The following is a 25,420-nucleotide window of genomic DNA, read 5'->3' on the forward strand; positions in this document are numbered from 1 at the left end:
AGCCATGCAACGTCCCGCGCTGGCGGCGCTCGCCGCCGCGGCCCTGTTCACCGGCGGAGCGCAGGCCGCGCTGTTCGAGGACGACGAGGCCCGCCGCGCCATCCTCGACCTGCGCCAGCGCGTCGAGCAGCAGCGTGCCGCCAACGCCGAGGAACTGCGCCGCGCGAACGAGGAGAACGCCACCCTGCGCCGCAGCCTGCTGGAACTGCAGAACCAGATCGAGCAGCTGCGGGCCGAGCTCGCGCGCATGCGCGGGCAGGACGAGCAGATCGCGCGTGACCTGGCCGACGTGCAGAAGCGCCAGCGCGACATCGCGCAGGGCGTCGACGAACGGCTGCGCCGCTTCGAGCCGGTGCAGGTGACCGTCGACGGCCGCGAGTTCAGCGTCGACCCCGCCGAGCAGCGCGAGTTCGAAGCCGCGCTTGCGCTGTTCCGGCAAGGCAACTTCGCGGGGGCCCAGGGCGCCTTCGCCGAGTTCATCCGCAAGCATCCCACCAGCGGCTACCGCCCGACGGCGCTGTTCTGGCTGGGCAACGCGCAATACGCCAACCGGGACTACCGCGGCGCCATTGCGAACTTCCGCGCGCTGCTGCAGCAGGCGCCGGACCATCCGCGCGCGCCGGAGGCGGTGCTGTCGATCGCCAACTGCCAGATCGAGCTGAAGGACGCCGCGAGCGCGCGCCGGACGCTGGACGACCTGGTGAAGGCGTATCCGCAATCGGAGGCGGCGGTGGCCGCGCGGGAGCGGCTGGCGCGACTGCGGTAGGAGTACCGGGACTGCCTCGTCCTTTTGGCGGAGGCAGTTGCATCGTGTTGCAGAGTGAGAGCGGCCCCCGGGCCGCTCTTTTCATTGGCCAGCGCGTCTTTCCCCCGGGCGCCCGCCCACCCGCGCGTGTCAGGAACAAGTCGCGCGAACAGGCATTTGGCTTATTGCCCGCTGAGGCAGCCCTTCGTAGCATCCGCCGGACTTTCAAGGGGGGATCGCCGCAACGCGGCGACAACGGATTGTCCAAGTCGACACAGCGCGCGAGGGCACATGGCAATCGACTGCGCTCCATCTTCGCCGCCGGGGCAGGCGCGCTAACGATGCTGAGCGCTTGCGCCGACACGGTGACCTGGCAGGAAGAGGTGCTTCTGAACGACGGCCGCACCATCGTCGTCACGCAGAAGCGCCGCTGCGAGGCTGGCCGCCCGCGCGACCCGGTCCAAGCCACATGCCTGGCGCGCGAATCCTGGCTCACCCTGAAGCTGCCCGAGTTTTCCGGCGGTGACATCGTCTGGCACGAGAGCCTGAAGCCCATGCTGCTCAACGTTCACGAGGGCAGGCTTTACGTCGTCGGACGTGCGCCGACCACGCGCGAACTGCGCGCCTACGGCGCAACCAATCCGCCGTATTTCGGCTTTCGATGGAACGGCGGGCGCTGGGAGCGCATTCCGTTCTCGGAAATCCCCGTGGCCATCTATGCCGCGAACCTGGTCATCGAGAGCGTGCCCACGCGCGCGACGAAGTTCCTGACGTTGCAGCAGAAGAACAGCGTGGAAGAGAACGGCAACCCCGTGTTCTCCGCCTACCTGCGCCGGATCGACCCGCGCCACACCACCCCATCGCAATGAAACCGCCCTCCAGGAGGACCCATGGTTAGCAAGGAAGAGTATTCGCTGCTCGCGGCCGCCGCGTATAACGACGCGCGCGGCGAGGACAACCGGCTGGACGTGACTCCCCTCGGATGGGTTCTCTTCGATTCGCGCTCGGACACTTCGAGCAATCCGCTGCTCAGCGGGCTCTCGGTGAATGCCTACAGCCGGGGCAACGACATCGTCATCGCCTGCAAGGGAACGGACTTCCTGACGAAGACCAACATGGGGCAGACGATCAGCGACCTCGGCGCCGACGTTGCTCTGGGCCTGGGGATGAACATCAGCTCGCAGCAGCTGTTCGAAGCGGCGCTCTTCTACCAGAACATCAAGCGCGACTACCCGGACGCGAACATCACCTTCACGGGCCATTCACTGGGCGCCGGCCTCGCCTCCATCCTTTCAGTCTGGTTCGGCAAGGAGGCAACGGTGTTCGCGGACGCTCCTTTCGAGCTCACCGCGAAGAACCCGGTGGTGATGGCCAAGACGGCGGCGTACCTGGCGCTGCACGGACACGTCGACGGCGCATTCGCCACCTTCATGGCCACCTATCTGGTCAACTACTCCGCGCGGGAGGCCCTCGTCACCAACTACTACGTGGAGGGCGAGGTCCTGAACGACCTGTTCACGAACAGGCTGCCGTTCGTGGTGGGCACCAACAACATGATCGACGTCGGCACCAACACGTTGGCATCCGACACGCTGCACTCCATCGTGCTGCATTCGGCGATGCTGAACAGCACGCCCTTGCGCCTGGCCACCATCTCCTTGCCGACGCTGCTGGACCGCATGTTCGACAGCAAGCTGTATGCGTTCGACCTCTACACCGAGAAGGGCGACTTCCTTACCAAGCTGCTCAAGTCGCACATCCCGGCGATGGGTGATGCGGGCGCGCACAGCCTGCTCACCCACTTCGGCCTCGACATGGGCAAGCTGGGGACGAACGTCGGCGGCCTCACGACGGCGGCCCAGAACGCGATCATTGCCCAAGGGATGGAGTGGTATTACTGGCAGGGCCAGGATTACGCGGGCCAGGAGCTGTTCACGACCGATGGCTTCGTGCTGCAGTACGCCATCCCCGACGTGGATTCGAGCGGCCATTCCATGAACAAGGCCTCGCTGTACGTGTCCGGCTGGCTCGACCCGCTCGTAGCCCTGGATGGGGGACGACCGACGACCTACAAGTTCGAGCAGTGGAACGTCGTGACCAACGCCATGGGCGCGACGGCCGGCGCGCAGGCGGACGCCAAGACCCAGATCTTCGTGGGTGCCGAGGGCGTCGACACCCTCACGGGCGGATCCAAGGACGACATGCTGCTGGGGGCGGACGGGAACGACTTCCTGAACGGCGGCGCCGGATCGGACCACCTGTTCGGCGGGTCCGGAGATGACACGATCAACGGCGGCGCCGGTGACGACTGGCTGTTCGGCGGCATCGGGTCGGACACGTACAAGGTGGACAGCGGCCAGGCCGGCGACGTCATCCAGGACACGGACGGCATGGGGATCGTCACCGTCGACGGCACGCAGCTGACGGGCGGCAAGAAGACAGGCGACAACGCCTGGATCAGCGACGACAAGAAGTGGAAATACATCCTCACCGGCAGCGGTGACCTGATCATCACCAGCGACACCGGCGTCGACAAGATCGTGATCCGCGGTTGGCAGGCCAGCGGCGGCGACCGCCTGGGCATCGAGCTAGAGGACGAGGAAGCGCCGGACGACACGCCGCCGCCGGTCAACATCATCAACGGCGACATCATCGCCATATCGGTGGAGAACACGGGTGGGCCGATCGTCCGCTACCGCGCGGACGGATCCACCTACGTCGTGGTCGAGAGTGGCGCCCAGCGGTTCGTGCGCGACGGGCTGGGCAACCTGGTGCAGGGCAGCGGTTTCACGGTGGTGAACAACACGCTCTTCGGTTCCGACGGACGCGACATCATCAACGGCATGGTCGGCAACGACCTGCTGGGCGGCAAGGGCGGCAACGACGAGGTCAACGGCGGGGTCGGCGACGACATGATCGGTGGCGGCGACGGTGACGACGTCATCAACGGCGGCGACGGCAATGACTACATCAGCAGCGCGGGCGGCATCATGTCGGACCGCCAGCAGTACGGCCCGAACGACATCTGGGGCGACTGGGGGCGGCCGGTCGGCGTGGAACTGCTCGCGAGCGGGTCTATGTGGGGCGCCTATCCGGGCGAGGAAGTCACGATCTGGAACGGCATCACCGAGACGAGCACGGCCGACCAGAACGACACGATCGACGCCGGCGCCGGCGACGACTGGGTGATGGCGAGCTGGGGCGACGACCAGGTGGACGGCGGCGCCGGCAAGGACAACATCGATGGCCTGGCGGGCGACGACCTGCTGGAAGGCGGCGACGGCGACGACAGGATCGACGGCGACGGCATCGTCAAGGTCGGGTACCTGAACACGGTGGGCGCCGCGAACCACGGCAACGACTACGCCGACGGCGGCGCCGGCAAGGACGTGATCAGCGGCGACGGCGGCAACGACGACCTGTTCGGAGGGGCGGACGACGACCAGATCTTCGGCGACGTTGGCGTGGCGACGGACAGCGAATACTTCGTGCCTTTCGAGTTCCACGGCATGGACTACCTCGACGGCGAGGAGGGGGCCGACTACCTGGAAGGTGGCGCGAAGGACGACACCCTCTACGGCGGCGACGGCAACGACAACATGTGGGGCGACCAGTCGGCGACCCGCCTGGTTGGTGACCAGGCCACCAACATGGCGGCGTGGGGCGACGACTACCTCGACGGCGAGGACGGCGACGACCAGCTCGTTGGCGGCGGCAAGGACGACACGCTCTTCGGCGGCATCGGCAACGACGCGCTCTGGGGCGACCAGAGCAACATCGCCCTCGACGGGGCGGCCAACGGCGAGGACTACCTGGACGGCGAGGAGGGCGACGACGTCCTTGTGGGCGGCGGCCGTGACGACCTGCTGTTCGGCGACGTCGGCAACGACAGCCTGTACGGCGACGACACCGAGGAGAATCTCGCCATCGCCCACCACGGCAGCGACTACCTGGACGGCGGGGAGGGCAACGACTACCTCGACGGCGGCGGCGGAGACGACGTCCTTGTCGGCGGCGACGGAGACGACACGCTGATTGGCGGTGCCGGTGCCGACTACTTGGAAGGAGGCGCGGGCAACGACTCCTACGGCATCGACAGCGAGGACGACATCATCGTCGAAGCGGACGATCCGCCGCCTCCCGACCCGTCGTCGCAATCGATGATGATGAGCGCTGCCGGCGTGACGGCGACGGCCGCTCCCGCCATCGACACGGTGCGTGCGGCCATCGACTATTCCCTGGGTCGCAACATCGAGCACCTGGTGCTGACGGGCGAGGGCAACATCTCCGGCACCGGCAATACGCAGCACAACGCGCTGTTCGGCAACAGCGGCAACAACGTCCTGACCGGATGGGTGGGCAACGACTACAACGTCGGCGATGCCGGCGACGACACCTACGTCTTCCGCCGCGGTGACGGCCAGGACACGATCAGCAACCTGGACTTCCTGAGCGACGCGGCGCGTCCCGAGCGGGTGCAGGCCTTCGACACGCTGCGCTTCGACGGCATCGCCGCGACCGACGTCATCGGCACGCGCACCGGCGACTCGCTGTTGTTGCGCATCCGGAATTCCGAGGAGTACGTGGTCGTCTCCAACTACTTCGCGGCCGACGTGACGGTGGGGGACATCACGTCCGACCACCGCATCGACCGCGTCGAGTTCGCCGGCGGGGTCTCGTGGGACCAGGCCCAGATCCAGGCCGCCGTGGACCGCGCCGCCAACAACCAGGGCCCCGTGGTCTCGGGCCAGGTCCCGCCGGTGCAGGCGCGCGCCGGCGTGCAATTCAGCTACACCGTCCCGGCCGGCGTGATCACCGATCCGGACCCCGACGACGCGATCACCTACCGCGTCGAGATGGTCGACGGCTCCCCCGTCCCCGCGTGGCTCTCCTTCGACGGGGAGACCGGGACCTTCGCCGGCACGCCGGACGAGGGGTCGGTCGGCCAATTGCAGTTCTGGCTCTGGGGCACGGACAACTACGGTGCCGCGACGGCCACTCTCGTGCAGATGCAGGTCGCGGAACCGAACCACGCACCGACGGTGGCCGCTCCCCTGCAGGACCAGCAGGTCATCGAAGGCCGCGGTTTCAGTTATGTCGTGCCTGCCGGCGCCTTCGTCGACGTGGACGCGGCCGACACGCTCACCTTCAGCGCAACCCTGGCGGACGGCAGCGCGCTGCCTTCGTGGCTGGTGTTCGACGCGCAGACCCGCACCCTCAGCGGTACTGCAGAAGGCGCGGGCACGCTGAGCGTGCGCGTGACGGCCAGCGACGGCAGCCTCACGGCCTCCGACGTGTTCGACCTGGCCGTGCAGCCGAACCTGGCGCCCGTGTTGTCGGTGCCGCTGTACGACCATGAAGCGCCGCGCGGCCAGGCCTTTGTTTACACCGTGCCGGCGAACGCGTTCACCGACGGCGAGGGCGACCTCCTGGCCTACAGCGCCACGCTGGCCGACGGCAGCGCGCTGCCCGCCTGGCTCTCCTTCGATGCGCAGACGCGTACGTTCAGCGGCATGCCGCAGGGCACCGGAACGATCAGCGTTCGGGTGGTCGCGAGCGACGGCCGCAGTGCCGCCTCCGACGTGTTCGACATCACGATCCCGCCCGGCGACGCACCGGTGCTCACGCTGCCCCTGCAGGACCAGCAGACGATCCAGGGCCAGCCCTTCAGTTATGCCGTCCCCGCCGGAACCTTCGTCGATCCGGATGCCGACGCCCTCACGTACACGGCCGTCCTGGCGAACGGCAGTGACTTGCCGTCATGGCTGGTGTTCGACGCCCTGGCGCTCACGTTCAGCGGCGTCGCGGAAGGCACCGGCACGATCAGCGTACGCGTGATCGCACGGGACGGTGCCAACCTCAGTGCGTCGGACGTGTTCGAACTGACCGTGCAAAGCCCGCCGGTGTACGGGACGGAAGGCGACGATGTTCTCCAGGGCGCAACTGGGGCCGACGTGCTGCATGGCCTCGGCGGTGCCGACACGCTGCTGGGCGGAGCGGGCAACGACGAACTCCACGGCGGCGACGGCAGCGACAGCCTGTACGGCGAGGCCGGAGACGACGTGCTGTACGGAGGAGGCAGCTACGACAATGTCCTCGACGGCGGCGACGGGCACGACAGGATCTACGGCCACGCGACCGTTTACGCCGGCGCCGGCAACGACATGCTGGACGCATCGGGCACGCTCTACCTCGGCAGGGGGAACGACACGGTCGTCCTGCGCGAGGGCCGCTCCTCTGCCAGCATCTACGACACCCCGCTGGCTGGCGAGCTCAAGACGCTGCACTTCGCCGGCGACCTGGGCCCGGAGGACGTCGCCATCTGGCGCAATGGCAATGACCTCTGGCTCGGCTGGGGCGCACCGAATCCGCTGCCGGGCCAGTACCTCCCTTATCACGGCATCGTGTACGGCTTCTTCACCGTGCCGGCCTCCGCCGGCAAGTACCAGGTGACGTTCGAGTCCGATCCCGGGACCGTCTGGTCGCACGCCATCCTCCTGGAGAAGCTGAACACTCCCACGCAAGGCTCCGACACGATCGAGGGCACCGCCGGCAATGACGTGATTGACGCCTTGGGCGGGACGGACACGGTCCGGGGCAACGGCGGCGACGACGTCCTCCTCGGCGGCGCAGGCGACGATTCGCTTTACGGCGGCAACGGCAACGACACCCTGAACGGCGGCGACCAGTGGGACACGCTGGAAGGCGAGGCCGGGGACGACGTGCTGTCCCACGGCTACTACATGCGCGGCGGCACCGGCCGCGACACGTATCGCATCTTCGAGGGACCCAACCACACGAACGGCGCCTCGATCACGGCCGGCAACGACCTCGGCGACACGGTCATCGTCGGCGGCGGCTTCGGTTCGGCGGACGTCCTGGTGCAGCGCAACCTGGCCGGCTCGGAGTTCCTGCTGATCAACCGCATCACGGGCGAGAAGGTCTACCTGAACGGCTTCGTCACGGCGGCGGGTACCACCGCGCGCTATGCCGAAGTCCGCTTCGAAAGCGAACCCGGCACCGTATGGACGACCGCGCAACTCATCGCCCTGGCGATGACCGGCGGATCGGGCAACGATCGCATCTGGGGCCTCACGGACGTGTCGAACCAGATGTCCGGAGGCGCGGGCGACGACCAGCTTTATGGCGGGCAGCTCGCGGACGTCCTCGACGGCGGTTCCGGCCAGGACCTCCTGAGCGGCGGTCTCGGCAACGACGTCTACCTCTTCGGGGCAGCTTCCGGCGTCGACCAGGTGACCGACACCTCGGGGACGAACACGGTGCGCCTGGCAGCCGGTGTCACGGTCTCGGACGTGCTCCTGGTGCGGACCGGGCAGACGGCATCCGGCGCCATGCACGCCGACGACTCGCTGATCGTCATCATCCAGTCCACCGGGGCCCGGCTCACGTACGACCAGTTCTTCCGGGCGGGCGGCACGGGCAGCATCGAGTTCACCGACGGGTCGGGGACCGTCTGGTCGCATGCGGACATCACCACCCTCGCGGGTGCCAGCGTGACGGGGGCGGCAGACACCTTCACCGGGACCTCGGGCAACGATCTTTTCAACGTGGACAACGCGTCGGACGCGGTGGTCGAGGCGGTGGATGGGGGCATCGACACGGTGCGCAGCACGGTCTCGTACACGCTCGGCGAGAACGTCGAGAACCTCGAACTGGTCGGCCCCTATGCCTTCAATGGCACGGGCAATGCCGCCAACAACGTCCTCTGGGGCAACGCCGCGAACAACGTGCTGCGCGGGGCAGGCGGCTATGACACCTACCACGGCGGCGCGGGGGACGACGTCTACTACCACTCCTCGATCCGCTTCAACAGCGCCTACCAGCTGTTCAATGCTCCGGTGCCCGACATCCACGAGAACGCCGGCGAGGGCTACGACACCATCGTGACGGACGCGTTCTCGATGACGATGGCCGACAACGTCGAGCGCCTGCTGGTCCCGACCCTGATGGACATCTGGTCGTTCTCGTACTACCCGAACGACGTGCGCGAGTACCGGTACTACGGCAACGGGCTCGACAACGTCATCGACCTGCGCGGCCCCGACTTCACCGAGTTCAGCGGCGTGCCGGTGCGCATCGACGGCGGCGCCGGCGCGGACGTGATGATCGGGGGCACCGGCTACCTGGTCACCTACGGCGTGGACAACGCCGGGGACGTGATCCAGCACACCGGGGGCGGCATTGCCGCCGTCGAAAGCAGCATCACGTACACGCTGGCGGGCAACATGACGAACCTGAAGCTGACGGGTTCCGACGCCATCGAGGGCTACGGCAATGCACGGAACAATGTCCTGCGCGCCGACGCCAACACCGGCGCCAACCGGCTGGAGGGCTTCGGCGGCGACGACACCTACCACATCGACTTCGGCGACACGGTGGTGGAGGCGGCGAACTCGGGCATCGACAAGGTCGTGCTCGAAAGCTGGGGCAGTACAGCGCCCGTGGCCGAGATCCATCTCGACATATGGGGCAGCGTTGAATCGGTGGAACTCGGGGCGAACCTGGGGCACGTGAACCTCATCGGCAATGCGCAGGCCAACACGCTCTATGGCTCACTGGGCTTCAACACGATCCAGGGCATGGGCGGGGACGACATCCTCTCCAACCTCAACCCGGCGCACGTGCCGTACAACAGCTTCTACGGCTACTACCCGTGGCCAGGCGGCATCGACCACCTGGACGGGGGTGATGGCAACGACACGATCTACAGCTACGGGGCGAGCGACGTCATCCTGGGCGGCGACGGGAACGACACCGTTTACATCCGCGACGCCTCATTCGCCAAGGTCGACGGCGGCGCGGGCAACGACACCGTCACGCTCGACTTCACCGGCTCCAATCCCGCGTCGTATTCCGGCGGCGGCGTGTCGATGCTCTTCGGAGCGGGCAGCGGCAACGACGTCCTGCGCAACTACAAGCCCCGCACGCCGGAGCAGTGGGCGATGGACCGCAGCATCCGCGGGGAAGTGAAGCTGGCAGAGGGCACCGATGCGACGGCGCTGCGGTTCACGCGCGACGGCGCCGACCTGGTCGTGGGCCTGCAGGGCCATCCCGACACGCTGCGCATCCTGCAGTTCTTCGAGGATGCCGAGAGCGACGCGATCGTCTCCTCCGTCGACGCCATCCGCCTGAACGACGGCACCATGATGACGCGGGATGCGATCTTCGCGGCGCTGGGCTCGACCAACCTGGAGGTGGCTACCGGGGGCGACGACGTCCTGGTCGCATCGCTCGCGGGCGGCACCGTCGTCGGCCTGGCCGGCAACGACCTGCTGATCGGGCAGGCGGGGGGGGACGAACTCCACGGCAAGGACGGCAACGACACCCTGTTCGGCGGCGGCGGCGCAGACACGCTCGTCGGGGGCGAGGGCGATGACCGCCTGGTCGGCGGCCACGGCGCGGACACCTACCTGTTCTCCGCGACATGGGGCGCCGACATCATCGACGACTCGAACCGTGCGGAATCGCACTACTCCGGCGGCGCACTGGTGGACGATGGCGCGGTGGACACCGTCACGTTCGACGCATCCATCGCGGTGGCCGACGTGGCCATCGGGAAGGTGGACGACGACCTGGTGCTGACCCACGGCCCGTCCGGGGCCACCCTCAGGATCGCGGGCTTCTTCGGTTGGCAAGGCTCCGCCGTCGAGCGCTTCGTGTTCGCCGACGGAACCGAGTGGAGCATCGCGGACATCCACACCGCGCTCAGCACGACCACCGGCACCGAAGGGAACGACGTGCTGAGCGCCTGGCAGGACGGCGGCACGGTCCACGGCCTGGGCGGCGACGACGAGATCCACGGCAGCTGGAACAACGACTTCCTGTACGGCGGCGACGGCATCGACACTCTGTACGGAAACGATGGCTACGACCTGCTGGATGGCGGCGCCGGTGCCGATGCGATGTACGGCGGCTGGGGCGACGACACCTACGTGGTGGACGACACCGGCGACGTCGTCACGGAGGACCAGGACGGCGGATGGGACACGGTGCAGTCCTCCGTGACGGCCACCCTGGGGGCCTATGTGGAGAACCTGCACCTGGTGGGCAGCGGCCACATCGATGGCACGGGCAACGGCATCGCCAACGAGTTGTTCGGCAACGACGGCAACAACCGGCTCAACGGCCTGGGTGGCGCGGACTCCCTGTATGGCGGCCTCGGCAACGACACCTACGTGCTCGGGACCGGCGACCAGGCCTACGAGGACGAGAACGCGGGCATTGACACTGTGGAGTCCTCCGCCACCCACACCCTCGCTGAGCACATGGAGAACCTCACGCTCACCGGCACCTCCACCATCCACGGCACCGGCAACGCGCTCGACAATGTGCTCTCCGGCAGCGGCAATACCCGCGCCAACACCCTGACAGGTGGTGCGGGCAACGACACCTACATCGTGGGCTCGGGCGACAACCCGGTGGAGGCCGCGGGGGGCGGCACGGACACGGTCCACGCGAACCTGAGCTGGACGCTGCAGAACGAGGTGGAGAACCTGCTGCTGCTCGGCTCGGGGACGATCACGGGGACGGGCAACACGCTCGCGAACGTGATCACCGGCAACTCGGGGAACAACACGCTGACCGGCCTGGCCGGCAACGACACGCTCAACGGGGCGGGGGGCACCGACACGATCGTCGGCGGCGCGGGCAAGGACACCTTGACCGGTGGCGCGGGCGTCGACACCTTCGACTTCAACGCGCTCAGCGAGTCCGGCGTCGGGGCCGCCAACCGCGACCTGATCCTGGACTTCCTCCAGGGCACCGACAAGATCGACCTTGCCACCATCGACGCCCGCACCACCACCTCGGGCGACCAGGCGTTCTCGTTCATCGGCACGGGCGCGTTCACGGCCGCGGGGCAGCTCCGGTACACGACCAGCGGCGGCAACACGATCATCCAGGGCAACGTGGATGCGTCGCTCGGCGCCGATTTCGAGATCGAGCTGGTGGGCACGGTGGCCCTGGTCGCGACGAACTTCGTGCTGTGACCGGCGGGCGGCGTCGCCCTGCGCACCCGCGCCGGGCCTGCGCTCCCTAGAATGCCGCCATGCCGGAGCTGAACGCAATGGCCGCCGGGAATCTCCCGGCGGCCTTTTTCCTCTCATGACGCACCTGGACGAAAGCGCCGACCTGCGGCGACGCTTCGGCGGGCTCGAGCGCCTGTACGGCATGGACGGCGCGGCAGCGATCCGCCGCGCCCACGTGGCGGTGGTCGGCATCGGCGGGGTGGGCTCCTGGGCGGCGGAGGCGCTGGCGCGCAGCGGCGTGGGGACGCTCACCCTGGTCGATCTCGACCACGTCGCCGAGTCCAACATCAACCGCCAGGTCCATGCCCTCGACAGCACGGTGGGACAAGCCAAGGTGCTGGCCATGCGCGAGCGCATCGCGCAGATCCATCCCGGCTGCGTGGTGCATGCGGTCGAGGAGTTTGCCGAGCCGTCCAACTGGCCGCAGTTGCTGCCCGCCGGCGTGGACGCCGTGATCGACGCGTGCGACGAACTCAAGGCCAAGACGGCCATGGCCGCCTGGGCACGCGAGCGCAAGGCGCTCTTCATCTGCTGCGGTGCGGCCGGCGGCAAGCGCCTGGCGCACAAGGTCGACGTGGACGACCTGGCGCTCACGACGCACGACCCGCTGCTCGCCCAGTTGCGCTACCGCCTGCGCAAGTTCCACGGTGCGCCGAAGGAGGGCAAGCGCATCGGCATCGCCTGTGTCTTCAGCCGCGAGGCGGTCGCTCCGCCCGATCCCTCGTGCGCCATCGAGGGCGACGGGTCGCTGAACTGCCATGGCTATGGTTCGGTGGTGAGCGTCACGGCGACTTTCGGGCAGTGCGCGGCCGGATGGGTGCTCGATGGCGTGGCCACGCGAAAGCCCGAAAAGTTGACGCTATAATCGCGGGCTTTGCTGCTCGCAAGACAGCAAAAACAGGCCGGGACGTTAGCTCAGTTGGTAGAGCAGCGGACTTTTAATCCGTTGGTCGCAGGTTCGAATCCTGCACGTCCTACCACCGTTTGGCGCGCATCGCGCCGAATTGCGGTTTCAGCGCACCATGTGCATGTAGCCGCCGTTGGCGGCCCGCAGCACCGAGGACAGTTCGACCGCGTTGCGGGCGATCCAGACACCCTCCACCTCCACCGTGAAGTCTTCCCTGGAAGCCTCCGTGAAGAACCGCACGTGGAGTTCCGCGATGTCGGGTCCGAGCGCATCGTTGCCCTGGAAGCCGAGCCTCCCTGCAGGCATGAGCTGGAGAGCAGACGCTCGACGTCATCGGCCGGCCGCTGGCCTGCTCGACGGTCCGCCATAATCGGCGTCGATGCAGAGAATCAGGGGCTTCGACGGCCTGCGGGCCTTGGCGGTGCTGAGCGTGATCGCCTTTCATGCGGAGGCCTGGCGCCGCATCGGCCTGCACGACGGCCTTGCGGCGCTGCTGAACAACCTCGGGGTGCCGTTGTTCTTCGTGCTCTCCGGTTTCCTGATCACGTCCCTGCTGCTGGCGGAGACGCGCCACAGGGGTTCGGTCGACGTGTGGGCGTTCTATGCGCGCCGCGCCTTGCGCATCCTTCCACTGTACCTGCTCGCCCTGCTGCTGCTGTTCGCACTGGAATACTTCCAGCAGATTCGACTGAGCCGCTGCACCTGGGCGCATGCGGTGACGCACACGCTGAATTTCGCCGGCCAGAACTGCCAGTTCGCCGCGTTGAGTCATTTCTGGTCGCTGGCGGTCGAAGAGCATTTCTACCTTTTCTGGCCGCTCGCCTTCCTCGCCGGCCCCCGGTTCGCATTCGTCGTCCTCCTGGTCGTGGTCGCCGTCTGCCAGGGCATGCTCTGGACAGGTGTCCTCGCACCCTTCGAAGCCACGCACGACCCGAGCCGCTGGACCCTGCCTGGCGTCCTGCCGATCGCCGTCGGAGGGATCGCGGCGTTCTATGTCGAGAGCTCCCTGAGCAAGGCCGCCTTCGTCACGCGCGCGCGCCTCGTGGTGCTAGCGGTCGCGTGCGCGGTGGTGTACTTCGAGCGGTTGACCGCCACCTGGTATGCCGCCATCGCGTGCATCCTGCTGTTCGTCTACTACAACCAGGACGGCGTCCTCACTCGCCTGCTGGAGTGGCGTCCTCTCGCCTTCCTCGGCACCATCAGCTATGGCCTGTACGTCTGGCAGGGAGTGCTGGGCGGCAACGGTGCGTACCGCGAGTTCCCGAATTTCCCGCCGCCGCTCGAGATCGGCTTGCTGCTCACGTTCGTGGTGGCGCCCGTGAGCTATTACTGCTTCGAGCGGCCCATCATGCGGCTGAAGAAGCGGTTCCGTCGCGCGCCGGACCTCCAGGGCCCCGGACCGGTCGTTGCCGCTGTGGACGGCCGGTCGCCTTCGTCCGTCTGATTCGGTTGGTCGCCGCGCTCAGGACGCGCCCGGGGCGCTCTTCTGCAGGCCTCAGCGCTGCGGCTGCAGCCGCGGCCGCACGAAGCCCGCGCGGTCGCGCAGGGCCCGCCACGCTTCCAGCGACACGAGGCGGCCCAGGCCGCCATCGCGCGCCACCCAGCACTCCTCCGCCTGCGCGCGCCAGCCGCCGGCCAGCAGCGCGCAGGCCTCCGGGGAAGAGGCCGTGGCCGGTTGCACCGGGCCGAGAGGGGGTTGCCAGCGGGGATCCATGGGATCAGCGTGGTTCGCGGCCGGCCCGGCGTCTGGAAGAGCGCGGCCTGTCCGGCTGTACGACGGGGACCACACCGCGTGCCGGTGGGGGCTCCAGTCCTGCGTCTCGGCAGACGCGCACGCAATCACGGATGTGCGCTTCGCCGACGGCGCGCATCGCCTGGTAGCCGATCAGGGCGGACACGGCCTGCCCACCGAGCGGGATGTACTTGGCCGCCTGCTTGATGGCCAGGCGCTTGCCGATGGCCAGGGCCACCTTGCGAACCACTTCGTTGGTCACGATCTTGCCGATCACGGTCGAGCCGATCGCCTCGGCGGCGCTTTCCACCTCTTCCTGCTGCGGTTTCGTCAGCGACGCCAGCTGTTCCGGCGTCAGGCCGAACTCCGCGTTGATGGAGGTGATCAGGCGCGACAGCAAGGCGGCATCCGCGGCCCAGCCCACGCCCGGGATGGGGATCGCGCTGGTGGCCGCGCCCGCCAGCGAGCGCTTGTGCAGCAGCTTGCGGGCGCGCTCCACCGCGGCGGCGAGGTTCGCGTCGCCGCCCGCCAGGTCGAGCGCGGATGCGGCCATCGTTCAGCCCGCCTGGGCGGCTTCCGCCGCCTCGATGTCGCCCGACAACGCCAGCCAGCGTTCTTCCAGCAGGGCCAGGTCGTCGCCGATCGCCTTCAGGCGCCGGCCCGCTTCCGCGATCTCGGGCGGCGGGAGGGACTGCGCCATGCGGGCCTCGAGCGTGGACTTCTCCGCTTCGAGCGCCGCGATGCGCTGCTCGGCCTGCTCACGCTCCTTCTTGAGCGGCTTCAGCCGCGCCGACAGCTGCTGGCGCTGCTGGGCTTGCGCCTTGCGCTGCTCCTGGGGATCGGCGCGCGGCTCCCTGGGTGCCGGCGGCGGCGCGACGACGGGGGCGGGCGCTGCGGCGGCGGGGGGCGCCGAAGCGGCGCGGGCTTCCTCGCGCAGGCGCCGCGCTTCGTCCAGGAGATAGCGCTGGTAGTCGTCGAGATCCCCGTCGAACGGTGCGACACCGCCACGGCCCACCATCCAGAACTCGTCGCAGACGGAGCGCAGCAGCGCGCGGTCGTGGCTGACGAGCATCACGGTGCCCTCGAACTCGTTCAGCGCCATCGCCAGCGCCTCCCGCGTCGCCAGGTCTAGGTGGTTGGTCGGCTCGTCCAGCAGCAGCAAATTGGGGCGCTGCCACACGATCATGGCGAGCACCAGGCGCGCCTTCTCGCCGCCGCTCATCGTGCCGACCGACTGCTGCACCATGTCACCGGTGAACAGGAACTGGCCGAGGAAGTTGCGCAACTCCTGCTCGCGCCCGGCGGGGCCGACGTCGCGCGCCAGGCGGAACATGTGTTCCAGCGGCGTGTCCTGCGGGCGCAGCACGTCCAGCTCCTGCTGCGCGAAGTAGCCGATGGCCAGGCCCTTGCCCTCGGTCACGCTGCCCGCCAGCGGCGGCATGGTGCGGGCGATCGTCTTCACCAACGTCGACTTGCCCTGGCCGTTGGCGCCCAGGATGCCGATGCGCTGGCCGGCCAGCACCGAACGGTTGACGTTGCGCAGGATCACCCGCGTGCCCTCGTCCGTCGCGTATCCGAAGCTCGCGTCGCTGATGGCCAGCATCGGGTTGGGCAGGTTGGCCGGTTCCTTGAACTCGAACGTGAACTCGGCGTCGGCCAGCACCGGCGCGATCTTCTCCATGCGCTCGAGCGCCTTCACGCGGCTTTGCGCCTGCTTCGCCTTGCTCGCCTTGGCCTTGAAGCGGTCGATGAACTTCTGCAGGTGGGCGATCTTCTCCTTCTGCCTGGAGAAGGCCGCCTGCTGCTGCTCCAGCTGCTGTGCCCGCATCAGCTCGAAGCCGCTGTAGTTGCTGCCGTAGCGGGTGAGCTTCTGGTTCTCGATGTGCAGCGTGACGCCGGTCACCGCATCGAGGAACTCGCGGTCGTGGCTGATCACGACCAGCGTGCCGGGGTAGCGCTGCAGCCAGGCTTCCAGCCAGACGAGGGCGTCCAGGTCCAGGTGGTTGGTGGGTTCGTCCAGCAGCAGCAGGTCCGACGGCGCCATCAGCGCGCGCGCCAGCTGCAGGCGCATGCGCCAGCCGCCGGAGAAGCTGTCCACCGGGCGATCGAGCTCCTCGGGCTTGAAGCCGAGCCCCAGGATCAGGGCTTGGGCCCTCGGCACCGCGTCGTGTTCGCCGGCGTCGGCCAGGTCGGAGTGCGCGTGCGCGATGGCCATGCCGTCGTCCGCCGCTTCCGCCTGGGCCAGCTGTTCGCGCAAGGCCATCAGGCGCGTGTCGCCGGCCAGCACGAAGTCCGTGGCGGGTTCGTCGGTTTCCGGCATGTGCTGCGCGACCTGCGACAGCTGCCAGTGCGCGGGCACGGAGAAATCGCCCGCATCCTCGTGCAGGCTGCCGTTCAGGAGGGCGAACAGGGTGGACTTGCCGGCGCCGTTGCGGCCGACCAGGCCCACTTTTTCACCGGGATTGAGGGTGACGGACACGCCGTCGAGGAGCACCTTGGCGCCGCGGCGCAAGGTGACGTTGCTGAGCTGGATCACCCAGGGATTTTCGCACCCTCGCCGGAAAGCGATTCGCGCGTCAGCAACAGCACCTGGTCGGCGCCCGCGCTGGTCTCCAGCCACACCGCTTCGAGCATCGGGAAGGCGGCCTCGAAATGCGCGCGTTCGTTGCCGATCTCGAGCACCAGCACGGCCTGCTCGCTCATGCGCGAAGGCGCGTCGCGCAGCAGGGCGCGGACGAAGTCCATGCCGTCCGCGCCGCCGGCCAGCGCCAGCTCGGGCTCGGCGCGGTATTCGGCGGGCAGTTGCGCCATGCTCGCCGCGTTGACATACGGCGGATTGCAGAGGATCAGGTCGTAGGGGCCGGGCAGGGCGGACAACCCGTCGGACACCCGCAGCCGGACGCGGTCCTGCAGCCGGTGGCGTTCCACGTTGATGAGCGCCACTTCCAGCGCCTCCGTCGAGAGGTCGGCGGCATCCACCTCGACGTCCGGATACGCCATGGCCGCGAGCACGGCCAGGCTGCCGTTACCGGTGCACAGGTCCAGCACCCGCACCGTGCGCTCCGAGAGCCAGGGGTCGATGGCGCCATCGGCGAGCAGTTCGGCGATGAAGCTGCGCGGCACGATGGCGCGTTCGTCGGCGTAGAAGGGGATGCCCTGCAGCCAGGCTTCGCGCGTCAGGTAGGCCGCGGGCTTGCGGGTGGCGATCCGTTCCGACACGAGCGCCTGTACCTCGCGCAGTTCCTGCGGATCGAGCTCCCGGCCGGCGTGATCGTCCAGCGCGTCGAGCGGGAGGCCCAGGCTCCAGAGCACCAGCCAGGCCGCCTCGTCGTAGGCGTTGGTCGTCCCGTGGCCGAAGGCGACGCCGGCGGCTTCCAGGGCGGACGCCGCCGCCTGCACGGTCTCCGCGAGCTTCATGGCGCCAGCCGGTCCAGGTGCTCCAGGGTGCGGCGGTAGATGTTCTTCAGCGGATCGAGGTCGGCCACGCGCACGTGCTCGTCGATTTTGTGGATGCTGGCGTTGAGCGGGCCGAACTCGATCACCTGCGGGCAGATGCGCGAGATGAAGCGGCCGTCGCTGGTGCCGCCCGTCGTGGAGAATTCCGTCTCGATGCCCGTTTCGCCGCGGATCGCCGCCTGCACCGCGCCGACCAGTTCGCCGGGCGTGGTCAGGAACGGCTGTCCCCCCACCGTCCAGGCCAGGTCGTAGTCGAGGCCGTGGCGGTCGAGGATCGCGTGCACGCGCTGCTGCAGGCCCTCGGCCGTGCTCACGCTGGCGAAGCGGAAGTTGAAGTCGATGACGACGCTGCCCGGAATGATGTTGCCTGCGCCGGTGCCGCCGTGGATGTTGCTGATCTGCCAGCTGGTGGGCGGGAAGTAGTCGTTGCCGCGGTCCCACTCGGTGCGCGCGAGTTCATCGAGCGCCGGCAACGCCTGGTGGATCGGGTTCTTCGCGAGCTGCGGATAGGCGATGTGGCCCTGCACGCCCTTGACGGTCAGCTTGCCGGTCAGGCTGCCGCGGCGGCCGTTCTTGATCATGTCGCCCAGGCGTTCCACGGAGGTCGGCTCGCCGACGATGCAGAAGTCGAGCTTCTCGCCGCGTTCTTCGAGCTTCCGGCACACCACCACGGTGCCGTCGACGCTGGGGCCTTCCTCGTCGCTGGTGAGGAGGAGGGCGATGCCGATCGATGGGTTGGGGTTGGCGGCGAGGAACTCCTCGACGGCGACCGTGAACGCGGCGATCGACGTCTTCATGTCGGCCGCGCCGCGCCCGTACAGCTTGCCGTCGCGGTGGCTGGGCACGAAGGGATCGCTGCTCCACTGCTCCAGCGGCCCGGTGGGCACCACGTCGGTGTGTCCCGCGAAGACGAGCGTGCGCCCGCCGCGCCCCGGGCGCTTGGCCCACAGGTTGGTGACGCGGAAATCGGCGGGGCCGCTGGCGATGGTCTCGCAGGCGAAACCCAGCGGCGCCAGGCGTGAAGCGAGGATCGCCTGGCATTGCCCGTCCTCGGGCGTGACGGAGCGCTGCGCGATCAGCTGCTCGGCGAGGTGGAGTGTCCGGGACATGTCCCTAGTGTTTCACGTCCAGGGTGATCTCGGTGAAGGAGGGCTCGTCGTCCAGGTCGATGTCGCTGTCGCCGTTGTTGCCGGCGTTCTCGGCGCGCTGCTGGTCGGCGCTGTTGTTCTGCAGCCGCCACTGCAGGTTGGTCGGCGAATCGGCGTAGGCCAGGCCTTCCTTCTTGTCGACGATGCCGTCCATGATGAGGCGCGCGATGTCCTGCTCGAAGGTCTGCGAGCCTTCGGCCATGGACTTCTCCATGGCTTCCTTCACGCCGGAGAAGTCGCCCTTCTCGATCAGTTCGGACACCAGCTTGGTGTTGAGCATCACCTCGACGGCCGGCGCGCGCCCGCCGGAAACGGTGCGCAGCAGGCGCTGCGACACGATGGCCTTCATCGCCGCCGCCAGGTCGCCCAGCATCGTCGGGCGCACTTCGACGGGATAGAACGACAGGATCCGGTTCAGCGCCTGGTAGCTGTTGTTGGCGTGCATGGTCGCCAGGCAGAGGTGGCCCGACTGCGCGTAGGCGATCGCCGCGGACATGGTTTCGCGGTCGCGGATCTCGCCGATCAGAATGACGTCCGGCGCCTGCCGCAGCGCGTTCTTCAGCGCGGTCTGCAGCGACTGCGTGTCGCTGCCCACCTCGCGCTGGTTCACCACCGACTTCTTGTTCCGGAAGATGAACTCCACCGGGTCCTCGATGGTGAGGATGTGGCCGCTCGTGCTCTCGTTGCGCAGGTCCATCATGGACGCAAGCGTCGTGCTCTTGCCCGCGCCGGTGGAGCCCACCATCAGCAGCAGGCCGCGCTTTTCCATGATCAGGTCGGCCAGGATCATCGGCACCTGCAGCGAGGCGAGGGGCGGGATCTCGGTGGCGATGTAGCGGATGACCGCCGCGATGGTGCCGCGCTGGCGCATGGCGGAGAAGCGGAAGTTGCCCGCGCCTTCCACCGCATGGGCCATGTTCAGCTCGCCGCTGGCATCGAGTTCGTCCATGCGGTGCGCCGGCAGCACTTCGGCCAGCAGCGTGCGCGTGGCGTCCGGCGGCAGCAGCTGGTTGTTGATCGGCAGCGTCTGCCCGTTGATCTTGATCATCGCCGGCGCGTGCGCCGACAGGTACACGTCCGATGCCTTCTTCTCGGCCATCAGGCGCAGGATCCGCTCCATCGTTCCCATTGCCATCCTCTACTCCTCGTTTCGTGTCATCCCCGCGGCGGCGGGGACCCGGGGCGTCCCGGATTTCCCCTGCGCCGGAACGACGGAATCTCAGTCCCGCAGCAGGTCGTTCAGGCTCGTCGTCGAGCGCGTCTTCGCGTCGACCTTCTTCACGATGATCGCCGCGTACAGGTTGTAGCGGCCGCCGTCCTTGGGCAGGCTGCCCGAGATCACCACCGAGCCCGCCGGCACGCGGCCGTAATGCGTCTCGCCCGTGGCGCGGTCGTAGATCGGCGTGCTCTGGCCGATGTACACGCCCATCGAGACGACCGAGTTCTCCTCGACGATCACGCCCTCGACGATCTCGGAGCGGGCGCCGATGAAGCAGTTGTCCTCGATGATCGTCGGGTTCGCCTGCAGCGGCTCCAGCACCCCGCCCAGGCCCACGCCGCCGGACAGGTGCACGTTCTTGCCGACCTGCGCGCAGGATCCCACGGTGGCCCAGGTGTCGACCATGGTCCCTTCGTCCACGTAGGCGCCGATGTTGACGTAGCTGGGCATCAGGATCGCGCCCTTGGCGACGAAGCTGCCGCGGCGCGCCACGGCAGGGGGCACGACGCGCACGCCGGTCGCGGCCATTTCCTCGGGCGTGAGGTGCGAGAACTTGGTGGGGACCTTGTCGAAGAAGGCGAGGTCCCCCGCCTTCATGACGACGTTGTCGTTCAGGCGGAACGACAGCAGCACCGCCTTCTTGATCCACTGGTGCACCGTCCACCGGCCCACGCCTTCGCGGCTGGCCACGCGCAGCTTGCCCGCGTTCAGTTCGGCGATCACGTGTTCCACCGCCTCGCGCACCTCTTTCGGCGCGGAGGTGGCGGAAAGGCTGGCGCGGTTGTCCCACGCGGTGTCGATGGTCTGCTGGAGCTGCTGGGTCATGGGGTCTGTTTCTGGTTGTCTCGAACGAACTGCACGATGCGCCGGGCCGCCTCGAGGCATTCGGCGGTGTCGGCCACGAGGGCCATGCGCACGCGCCCGGCGCCGGGATTCACGCCCTGCGCTTCGCGCGCGAGGTAGCTGCCCGGCAGCACCGTCACATTGTATTGAGCGAGCAGGTCGCGGGCGAACGCGGTGTCGCTTCCGCGCACGCCGGCCCACAGGTAGAAACTGGCGTCGGGCAGGCGAACGTCCAGGACGTCCCGCAGCAGCGGCGTGACTTCGGCGAACTTGCGACGGTACTGCTCGCGGTTCTCGACGACGTGCTGCTCGTCGTTCCACGCCGCCACGCTGGCCGCCTGGACGATCGGGCTCATCGCGCTGCCGTGGTAGGTGCGATAGAGCAGGAACTGCTTGAGCAGCCGCGCATCGCCGGCCACGAAGCCGCTGCGCATCCCCGGCACGTTGCTGCGCTTCGAAAGGCTGGTGAAGGCCACCAGGCCGGGAAAGCCGCTGCGTCCCAGCTTCACCGCCGCCTCCAGGCCGCCCAGCGGCGGCTCGTCGCGGAAGTAGATCTCGCTGTAGCACTCGTCCGAGGCGATCACGAAACCGTGGCGGTCCTGCAGCGCGAACAGCTTCTTCCACTCCTCCAGCGGCATCACGGCGCCCGTGGGGTTGCCCGGCGAGCAGACGAAGATCAACTGGGTCTTCGCCCACACCGCTGCCGGAACGCTGTCCCAGTCGACGGCGAAATTGCGCGCCGGATCACTGGGCGCGTACCAGGGCTCGGCCCCGGCCAGGAGGGCCGCGCCCTCGTAGATCTGGTAGAACGGATTGGGGCACACCACGACCGCCGGGCGCGTGGGGTCGATCACCGTCTGCGTGAAGGAGAACAGGGCTTCGCGCGAGCCCGTGACCGGGAGCACCTGCGTGGCCGGGTCCACCGGGAAGCCGTAGCGCCGCTCCAGCCAGCCCGCGCAGGCCTGCCGCAGTTCCGGCGTGCCCGCGGTGGGCGGATAGCCCGCCAGGTCGCTTCCCGGCGTCTCCATGGCCTGCGCGAGGGCTTGCTTGATGAAGGCCGGGGTGGGGTGCTTGGGTTCGCCGATGCCGAGGCTGATCGGGCGCATCTGCGGGTTCGGCGTGACGCCCGCGAACAGTTGCCGCAAGCGCTCGAAGGGGTAGGGTTGCAGCCGGGACAGCAGGGGATTCATGCGGCAATTATCGGGGCGACTTTTTCCCTCCTCTTCCGGGCTTGAAGTATCGTTTGGGTGAACCGACCGTACAGGGATTCGGCATTCGCGCAATAGATCGATACTGCGCGACCCCCCATGGGCACAGTCCGTCGCACAAGCATGTGCTTGGGCCTCCACCGATCTCCATGAAGATCTCTTCGCTTTCCGCCATCGCCTTCGCCACCTTTGCCTTGGCCGGCTGCTACGTCGTCCCGATGCAGCCCGCGCCGGCGACGACGACGGTCGTCGTGCCGTCCGCGCCTGCCGGGCCGGTGACCTTCAGTGCCAGGCTGTATCCGGCCAACGAACTCGCCAGCGGCTACGGCATGGTGGCGGCGGTGGTGACCAACGACCTGAACGGCCGCGGCCATTTCTCCACCGCCATCCAGGGCGAAAGCTTCACGGGCGAGGCCACGCGGGTGGCCGGTTCGGCGCGGGACGGCGTGGCCAACGGCGCCGGCAACCGCGGGAGCTACATCAGCTGCCGCTACACGATGAACAGCGCGACGCTGGGCACCGGCAGCTGCCGCATGTCCAACGGCGCCACCTTCACGATGCACGTGGGCAGCTGACGGAGCTGCCAGGTCACAGCACAACCGGCTGGAACTTGAGGTGCCCGACGTACTGCAGCGCCTGGTGGCTGCGGACGGAGGGCACGTCGCCTTCGCGCATGTGGAGCAGGTCCCCGGGCGTCAGCAGCCGCGGGTCCGCGGAAGTCAGCGGCAGGCCAGCCCGGTTGTACGCCTCGAGCACGAACTGCGAGCAGAAGAACCGGTCGTTGCGGCCCAGCCCCAGGTGCACGGCGCCCAGGCCCTGGACGCAGAAGTCGCGCACGAGCGAAGGCGCCAGCGGCAGCTCGCACAGCTTGCGGTCGATGGCGAAGGGCGCCTGCAGCATCACGCCGACCAGGTTGTATTTCTGCCCCACCGTTTCCTGCACGAAGGCCTGCATGCGCTCGACGTGCGCGCTTTCGACGCGGGGATGACGGAACGCCACCACGGTGGACTCTTCCTCCAGCACGCGGTCCATGCCGCGGCGCCGGATGCCTTCGCCGACCGCTTCGGCGACCTGCGCGTCGCCCACGTACAGCGCGGCGTGGCTGACCGGGGTCATCGTCGCCAGCCGGATGCCCAGGGAGGCCATGCCGTTGGTGGCGGACAGGATGATGTCGCCGGGCAGGAGCGCGCCGGCACCGACGGCCAGGCCACCGTTGTGCGGGTGGAGGCCGGGGTTCTGCACCTGCAGGCGCGGCGCGGAGGGCGGGCTGCCCTCGTCGTAGAAGCGGGTGGCGCACCCGGCCAGCAGGGCCAGCGGTGCGGCGGCAAGGAGTTGTCGGCGGTTCACGCGCCGATTCTAGGAGCCCGCCCCGGCGGCCACGCCCAGCATCGCCATCAGTTCGCGCGCGTTGTCGGGCGCATGCCGCTTGTCCGTGTTGTCGAAGTAACAGTAGACGTCGCGGCTGCCGCGGGGCCGCGCGCGCGTCGGGCAGATCAGGCGGGCGTCCGCCGGCTCGCGGCCGTGGCGCCAGTCGTCGATGAAGCGCGCCCAGCGTTCGAGCTCTTCCTGCGAGTAGCGGCTGTTGTACAGCTCGGTCGAGCCGTGCAGGCGCATGTAGATGAAGTCGGACGTGACGTCCTCGTACAGCGGCCACGGCTTGGGGGTGTCCGCCACCACCCACGCAATGCGGTACTTGCGCAGCAGCCGGATGAAGTCCGGGTCGACGAAGCTGTCGTGCCGCACTTCCACCGCGTGCCGGATCCGCCGGTTGCGGCCCGGCCGCAGCGCGGCCCGCCCTTCCAGCCGCTGGTCGTGCCGCTGGGCGATCTTCGCGGCCTCGTGCGTGCTGGAAGGCAGCATGCGGAAGAAGGCCTCGAACACTTCGGGGTGGAACCGCAGCATCGGCGGGAACTGCCACAGCACCGGCCCCAGCTTGTCGCCCAGTTCGAACAGCCCCGAGGCAAAGAAGTTGGCCAGCGCCACGTCGACGTTGCGCAGCTTCAGCATGTGCGTGATGTAGCGGCTGCCCTTGATCGCGAACACGAAGCCGGGCGGCGTGTCGCGGGCCCACATGGCGTAGCTGCTCGGGTGCTGCAGCGAATAGAAGGAGCCATTGAGTTCCAGCGAAGGGAACACCCGGGAAGCGTGCTGGAGCTCGCGCGCCTGCGCGAGCCCCGGCGGATAGAAGTGTCCGCGCCACGGGGTGTAGCGCCAGCCGGACACGCCGATCAGGACCTTGCCGCTCATGGCACCTTTGTGCCACGGGCGCAGCCGGCCGGGGTGCGCGTTCAGCGCATCCCGGTGCGGGAAGGCGCCGCACGGCCGGTCACCGCGCGCTGGAAGACCTGGTCGATCGAGATCACCGCGGCCATGCCGAGCGCGGCGACCGCGACCACGGCGGACAGGTCCATGGCGCTCACCAGGCCGAAACCGCTGGGCGGCACCACCCGGTTGGCGGTCGTGCAGATGAACTCGGCGGCGTTCATGCCCGTGTAGTGCATGGCGCAGACCGCCACGGCCATCAGCACCGACGCCACGGCGCGGAAGCCGAACGACCCGGTGTGGAAGGCGAGCCAGAGGGCGGCGGTGGCGGCGCCGATCGCGATCGCCGCCGAGAGGGCGACCACGCCCATGTCCCAACGGATGAAGCCGCCGAAGCGGAGCCCGAACATGCCCAGGTAGTGCATCACCACGACGCCGAAGCCGAGGAGGACGCCGGCCAGCAGCACCCGCCCGCGCTGCTCGGGAGCGCGGGCGACGTAGCCGAGGGCCACGGAGCTGGCCCCGATGGCGGCCACCAGCGAGACGAGCGTTTCCGGCATCGAGTAGCTGCTGGCCACGTCCATCTGCAGTGCCAGCATTCCGATGAAATGCATGGACCAGACGCCGATGCCGCCCAGCGCGACGCCGGCGGCGATCGTGTTGAACAGGCTGAAGACGCCGGCACCCCGGCGGATCCGGGTGGCGGCGGTCAGCGCGACAAAGGCGCCGAGGACGGAGATGGCGAAGGAGACGGCAACGTACGAGGGCTGCCAGGACGTGACGACGGTGGGGTTCATTGCGGTTCCGTTGGGTGCTTGAACCGGCCATACGCAGGCTCTGCAGCCGCGGATG

General features: G+C 68.5%; 18 protein-coding genes and 1 tRNA gene. 7 read left to right on the forward strand and 12 right to left on the reverse strand.

Annotation, left to right across the window (positions count from 1 at the left end):
* Positions 1 to 4: 4 nt before the first annotated feature.
* The 5 genes from ybgF to IM787_RS11625 all read left to right on the forward strand — a co-directional run bounded on the left by ybgF (position 5) and on the right by IM787_RS11625 (position 12,773).
* Positions 5 to 766, forward strand: a complete 762-nt coding sequence (ybgF, locus tag IM787_RS11510; RefSeq protein WP_227494337.1) for a tol-pal system protein YbgF — start codon at positions 5 to 7, stop codon at positions 764 to 766.
* A 239-nt stretch (positions 767 to 1,005) separates the two neighbouring features.
* Positions 1,006 to 1,614 carry a hypothetical protein gene (locus tag IM787_RS11515; RefSeq protein ID WP_193676803.1) on the forward strand — a complete coding sequence of 203 codons (609 nt, stop codon included), beginning with the start codon at positions 1,006 to 1,008 and terminating at the stop codon, positions 1,612 to 1,614.
* A 21-nt stretch (positions 1,615 to 1,635) separates the two neighbouring features.
* Positions 1,636 to 11,754 carry a putative Ig domain-containing protein gene (locus IM787_RS21505; RefSeq protein WP_290427332.1) on the forward strand — a complete coding sequence of 3,373 codons (10,119 nt, stop codon included), beginning with the start codon at positions 1,636 to 1,638 and terminating at the stop codon, positions 11,752 to 11,754.
* 115 nt (positions 11,755 to 11,869) lie between these two features.
* A complete protein-coding gene (locus IM787_RS11620) occupies positions 11,870 to 12,658 on the forward strand; it encodes a tRNA threonylcarbamoyladenosine dehydratase (protein WP_193676804.1) in 789 nt (262 codons plus the stop codon).
* 39 nt (positions 12,659 to 12,697) lie between these two features.
* Positions 12,698 to 12,773: transfer RNA gene (locus tag IM787_RS11625), tRNA-Lys, on the forward strand.
* A 32-nt stretch (positions 12,774 to 12,805) separates the two neighbouring features.
* Here the strand turns inward: IM787_RS11625 and IM787_RS11630 are convergent.
* A complete protein-coding gene (locus IM787_RS11630) occupies positions 12,806 to 13,006 on the reverse strand; it encodes a hypothetical protein (protein WP_193676805.1) in 201 nt (66 codons plus the stop codon).
* 73 nt (positions 13,007 to 13,079) lie between these two features.
* Between IM787_RS11630 and IM787_RS11635 the strand changes: the two genes are divergently transcribed.
* On the forward strand, positions 13,080 to 14,144 hold the full coding sequence (locus IM787_RS11635) for an acyltransferase family protein (protein WP_193676806.1): 1,065 nt from the start codon (positions 13,080 to 13,082) through the stop codon (positions 14,142 to 14,144).
* A 51-nt stretch (positions 14,145 to 14,195) separates the two neighbouring features.
* On the opposite strand, the gene IM787_RS11640 is transcribed toward IM787_RS11635, so the two are convergent.
* The 8 genes from IM787_RS11640 to dapC form a co-directional block, all read right to left on the reverse strand.
* Positions 14,196 to 14,414, reverse strand: coding sequence for a hypothetical protein (locus IM787_RS11640; RefSeq protein WP_193676807.1), 219 nt, complete (start codon positions 14,412 to 14,414; stop codon positions 14,196 to 14,198).
* A 4-nt stretch (positions 14,415 to 14,418) separates the two neighbouring features.
* Positions 14,419 to 14,985 (reverse strand): hypothetical protein, encoded by a 567-nt coding sequence (locus tag IM787_RS11645; protein ID WP_227494277.1) that lies wholly within the window; start codon positions 14,983 to 14,985, stop codon positions 14,419 to 14,421.
* Between the two features lie 3 nt (positions 14,986 to 14,988).
* A complete protein-coding gene (locus IM787_RS11650; RefSeq protein WP_193676808.1) occupies positions 14,989 to 16,968 on the reverse strand; it encodes an ABC-F family ATP-binding cassette domain-containing protein in 1,980 nt (659 codons plus the stop codon).
* Positions 16,965 to 17,849 (reverse strand): 50S ribosomal protein L3 N(5)-glutamine methyltransferase, encoded by an 885-nt coding sequence (prmB, locus tag IM787_RS11655; protein ID WP_193676809.1) that lies wholly within the window; start codon positions 17,847 to 17,849, stop codon positions 16,965 to 16,967. Before prmB ends, IM787_RS11650 begins: the two co-directional genes overlap by 4 nt.
* Complete coding sequence (gene dapE, locus IM787_RS11660) at positions 17,846 to 18,997, reverse strand: succinyl-diaminopimelate desuccinylase (RefSeq protein ID WP_193676810.1); 1,152 nt, start codon at positions 18,995 to 18,997, stop codon at positions 17,846 to 17,848. Before dapE ends, prmB begins: the two co-directional genes overlap by 4 nt.
* A 4-nt stretch (positions 18,998 to 19,001) precedes the next feature.
* Positions 19,002 to 20,165, reverse strand: coding sequence for a PilT/PilU family type 4a pilus ATPase (locus IM787_RS11665; protein WP_193677116.1), 1,164 nt, complete (start codon positions 20,163 to 20,165; stop codon positions 19,002 to 19,004).
* A gap of 90 nt (positions 20,166 to 20,255) precedes the next feature.
* Positions 20,256 to 21,080, reverse strand: a complete 825-nt coding sequence (dapD, locus tag IM787_RS11670; protein WP_193676811.1) for a 2,3,4,5-tetrahydropyridine-2,6-dicarboxylate N-succinyltransferase — start codon at positions 21,078 to 21,080, stop codon at positions 20,256 to 20,258.
* Positions 21,077 to 22,288 carry a succinyldiaminopimelate transaminase gene (dapC, locus tag IM787_RS11675; protein ID WP_193676812.1) on the reverse strand — a complete coding sequence of 404 codons (1,212 nt, stop codon included), beginning with the start codon at positions 22,286 to 22,288 and terminating at the stop codon, positions 21,077 to 21,079. The genes dapD and dapC overlap by 4 nt, the downstream gene beginning before the upstream one ends.
* 167 nt (positions 22,289 to 22,455) lie before the next feature.
* On the opposite strand from dapC, the gene IM787_RS11680 reads away from it, so the two are divergent.
* A complete protein-coding gene (locus IM787_RS11680) occupies positions 22,456 to 22,881 on the forward strand; it encodes a hypothetical protein (RefSeq protein WP_193676813.1) in 426 nt (141 codons plus the stop codon).
* Between the two features lie 13 nt (positions 22,882 to 22,894).
* On the opposite strand, the gene IM787_RS11685 is transcribed toward IM787_RS11680, so the two are convergent.
* The 3 genes from IM787_RS11685 to IM787_RS11695 are packed head-to-tail and all read right to left on the reverse strand — an operon-like array spanning position 22,895 to position 25,365.
* Positions 22,895 to 23,653, reverse strand: coding sequence for a C40 family peptidase (locus tag IM787_RS11685; RefSeq protein WP_193676814.1), 759 nt, complete (start codon positions 23,651 to 23,653; stop codon positions 22,895 to 22,897).
* A 9-nt stretch (positions 23,654 to 23,662) separates the two neighbouring features.
* A complete protein-coding gene (locus IM787_RS11690) occupies positions 23,663 to 24,553 on the reverse strand; it encodes a DUF72 domain-containing protein (protein ID WP_193676815.1) in 891 nt (296 codons plus the stop codon).
* A 41-nt stretch (positions 24,554 to 24,594) separates the two neighbouring features.
* Complete coding sequence (locus IM787_RS11695; RefSeq protein WP_193676816.1) at positions 24,595 to 25,365, reverse strand: MHYT domain-containing protein; 771 nt, start codon at positions 25,363 to 25,365, stop codon at positions 24,595 to 24,597.
* Positions 25,366 to 25,420 lie beyond the last annotated feature (55 nt).

Source organism: Ramlibacter pallidus (genome assembly GCF_015070875.1).
Classification (GTDB): domain Bacteria; phylum Pseudomonadota; class Gammaproteobacteria; order Burkholderiales; family Burkholderiaceae_C; genus Ramlibacter; species Ramlibacter pallidus.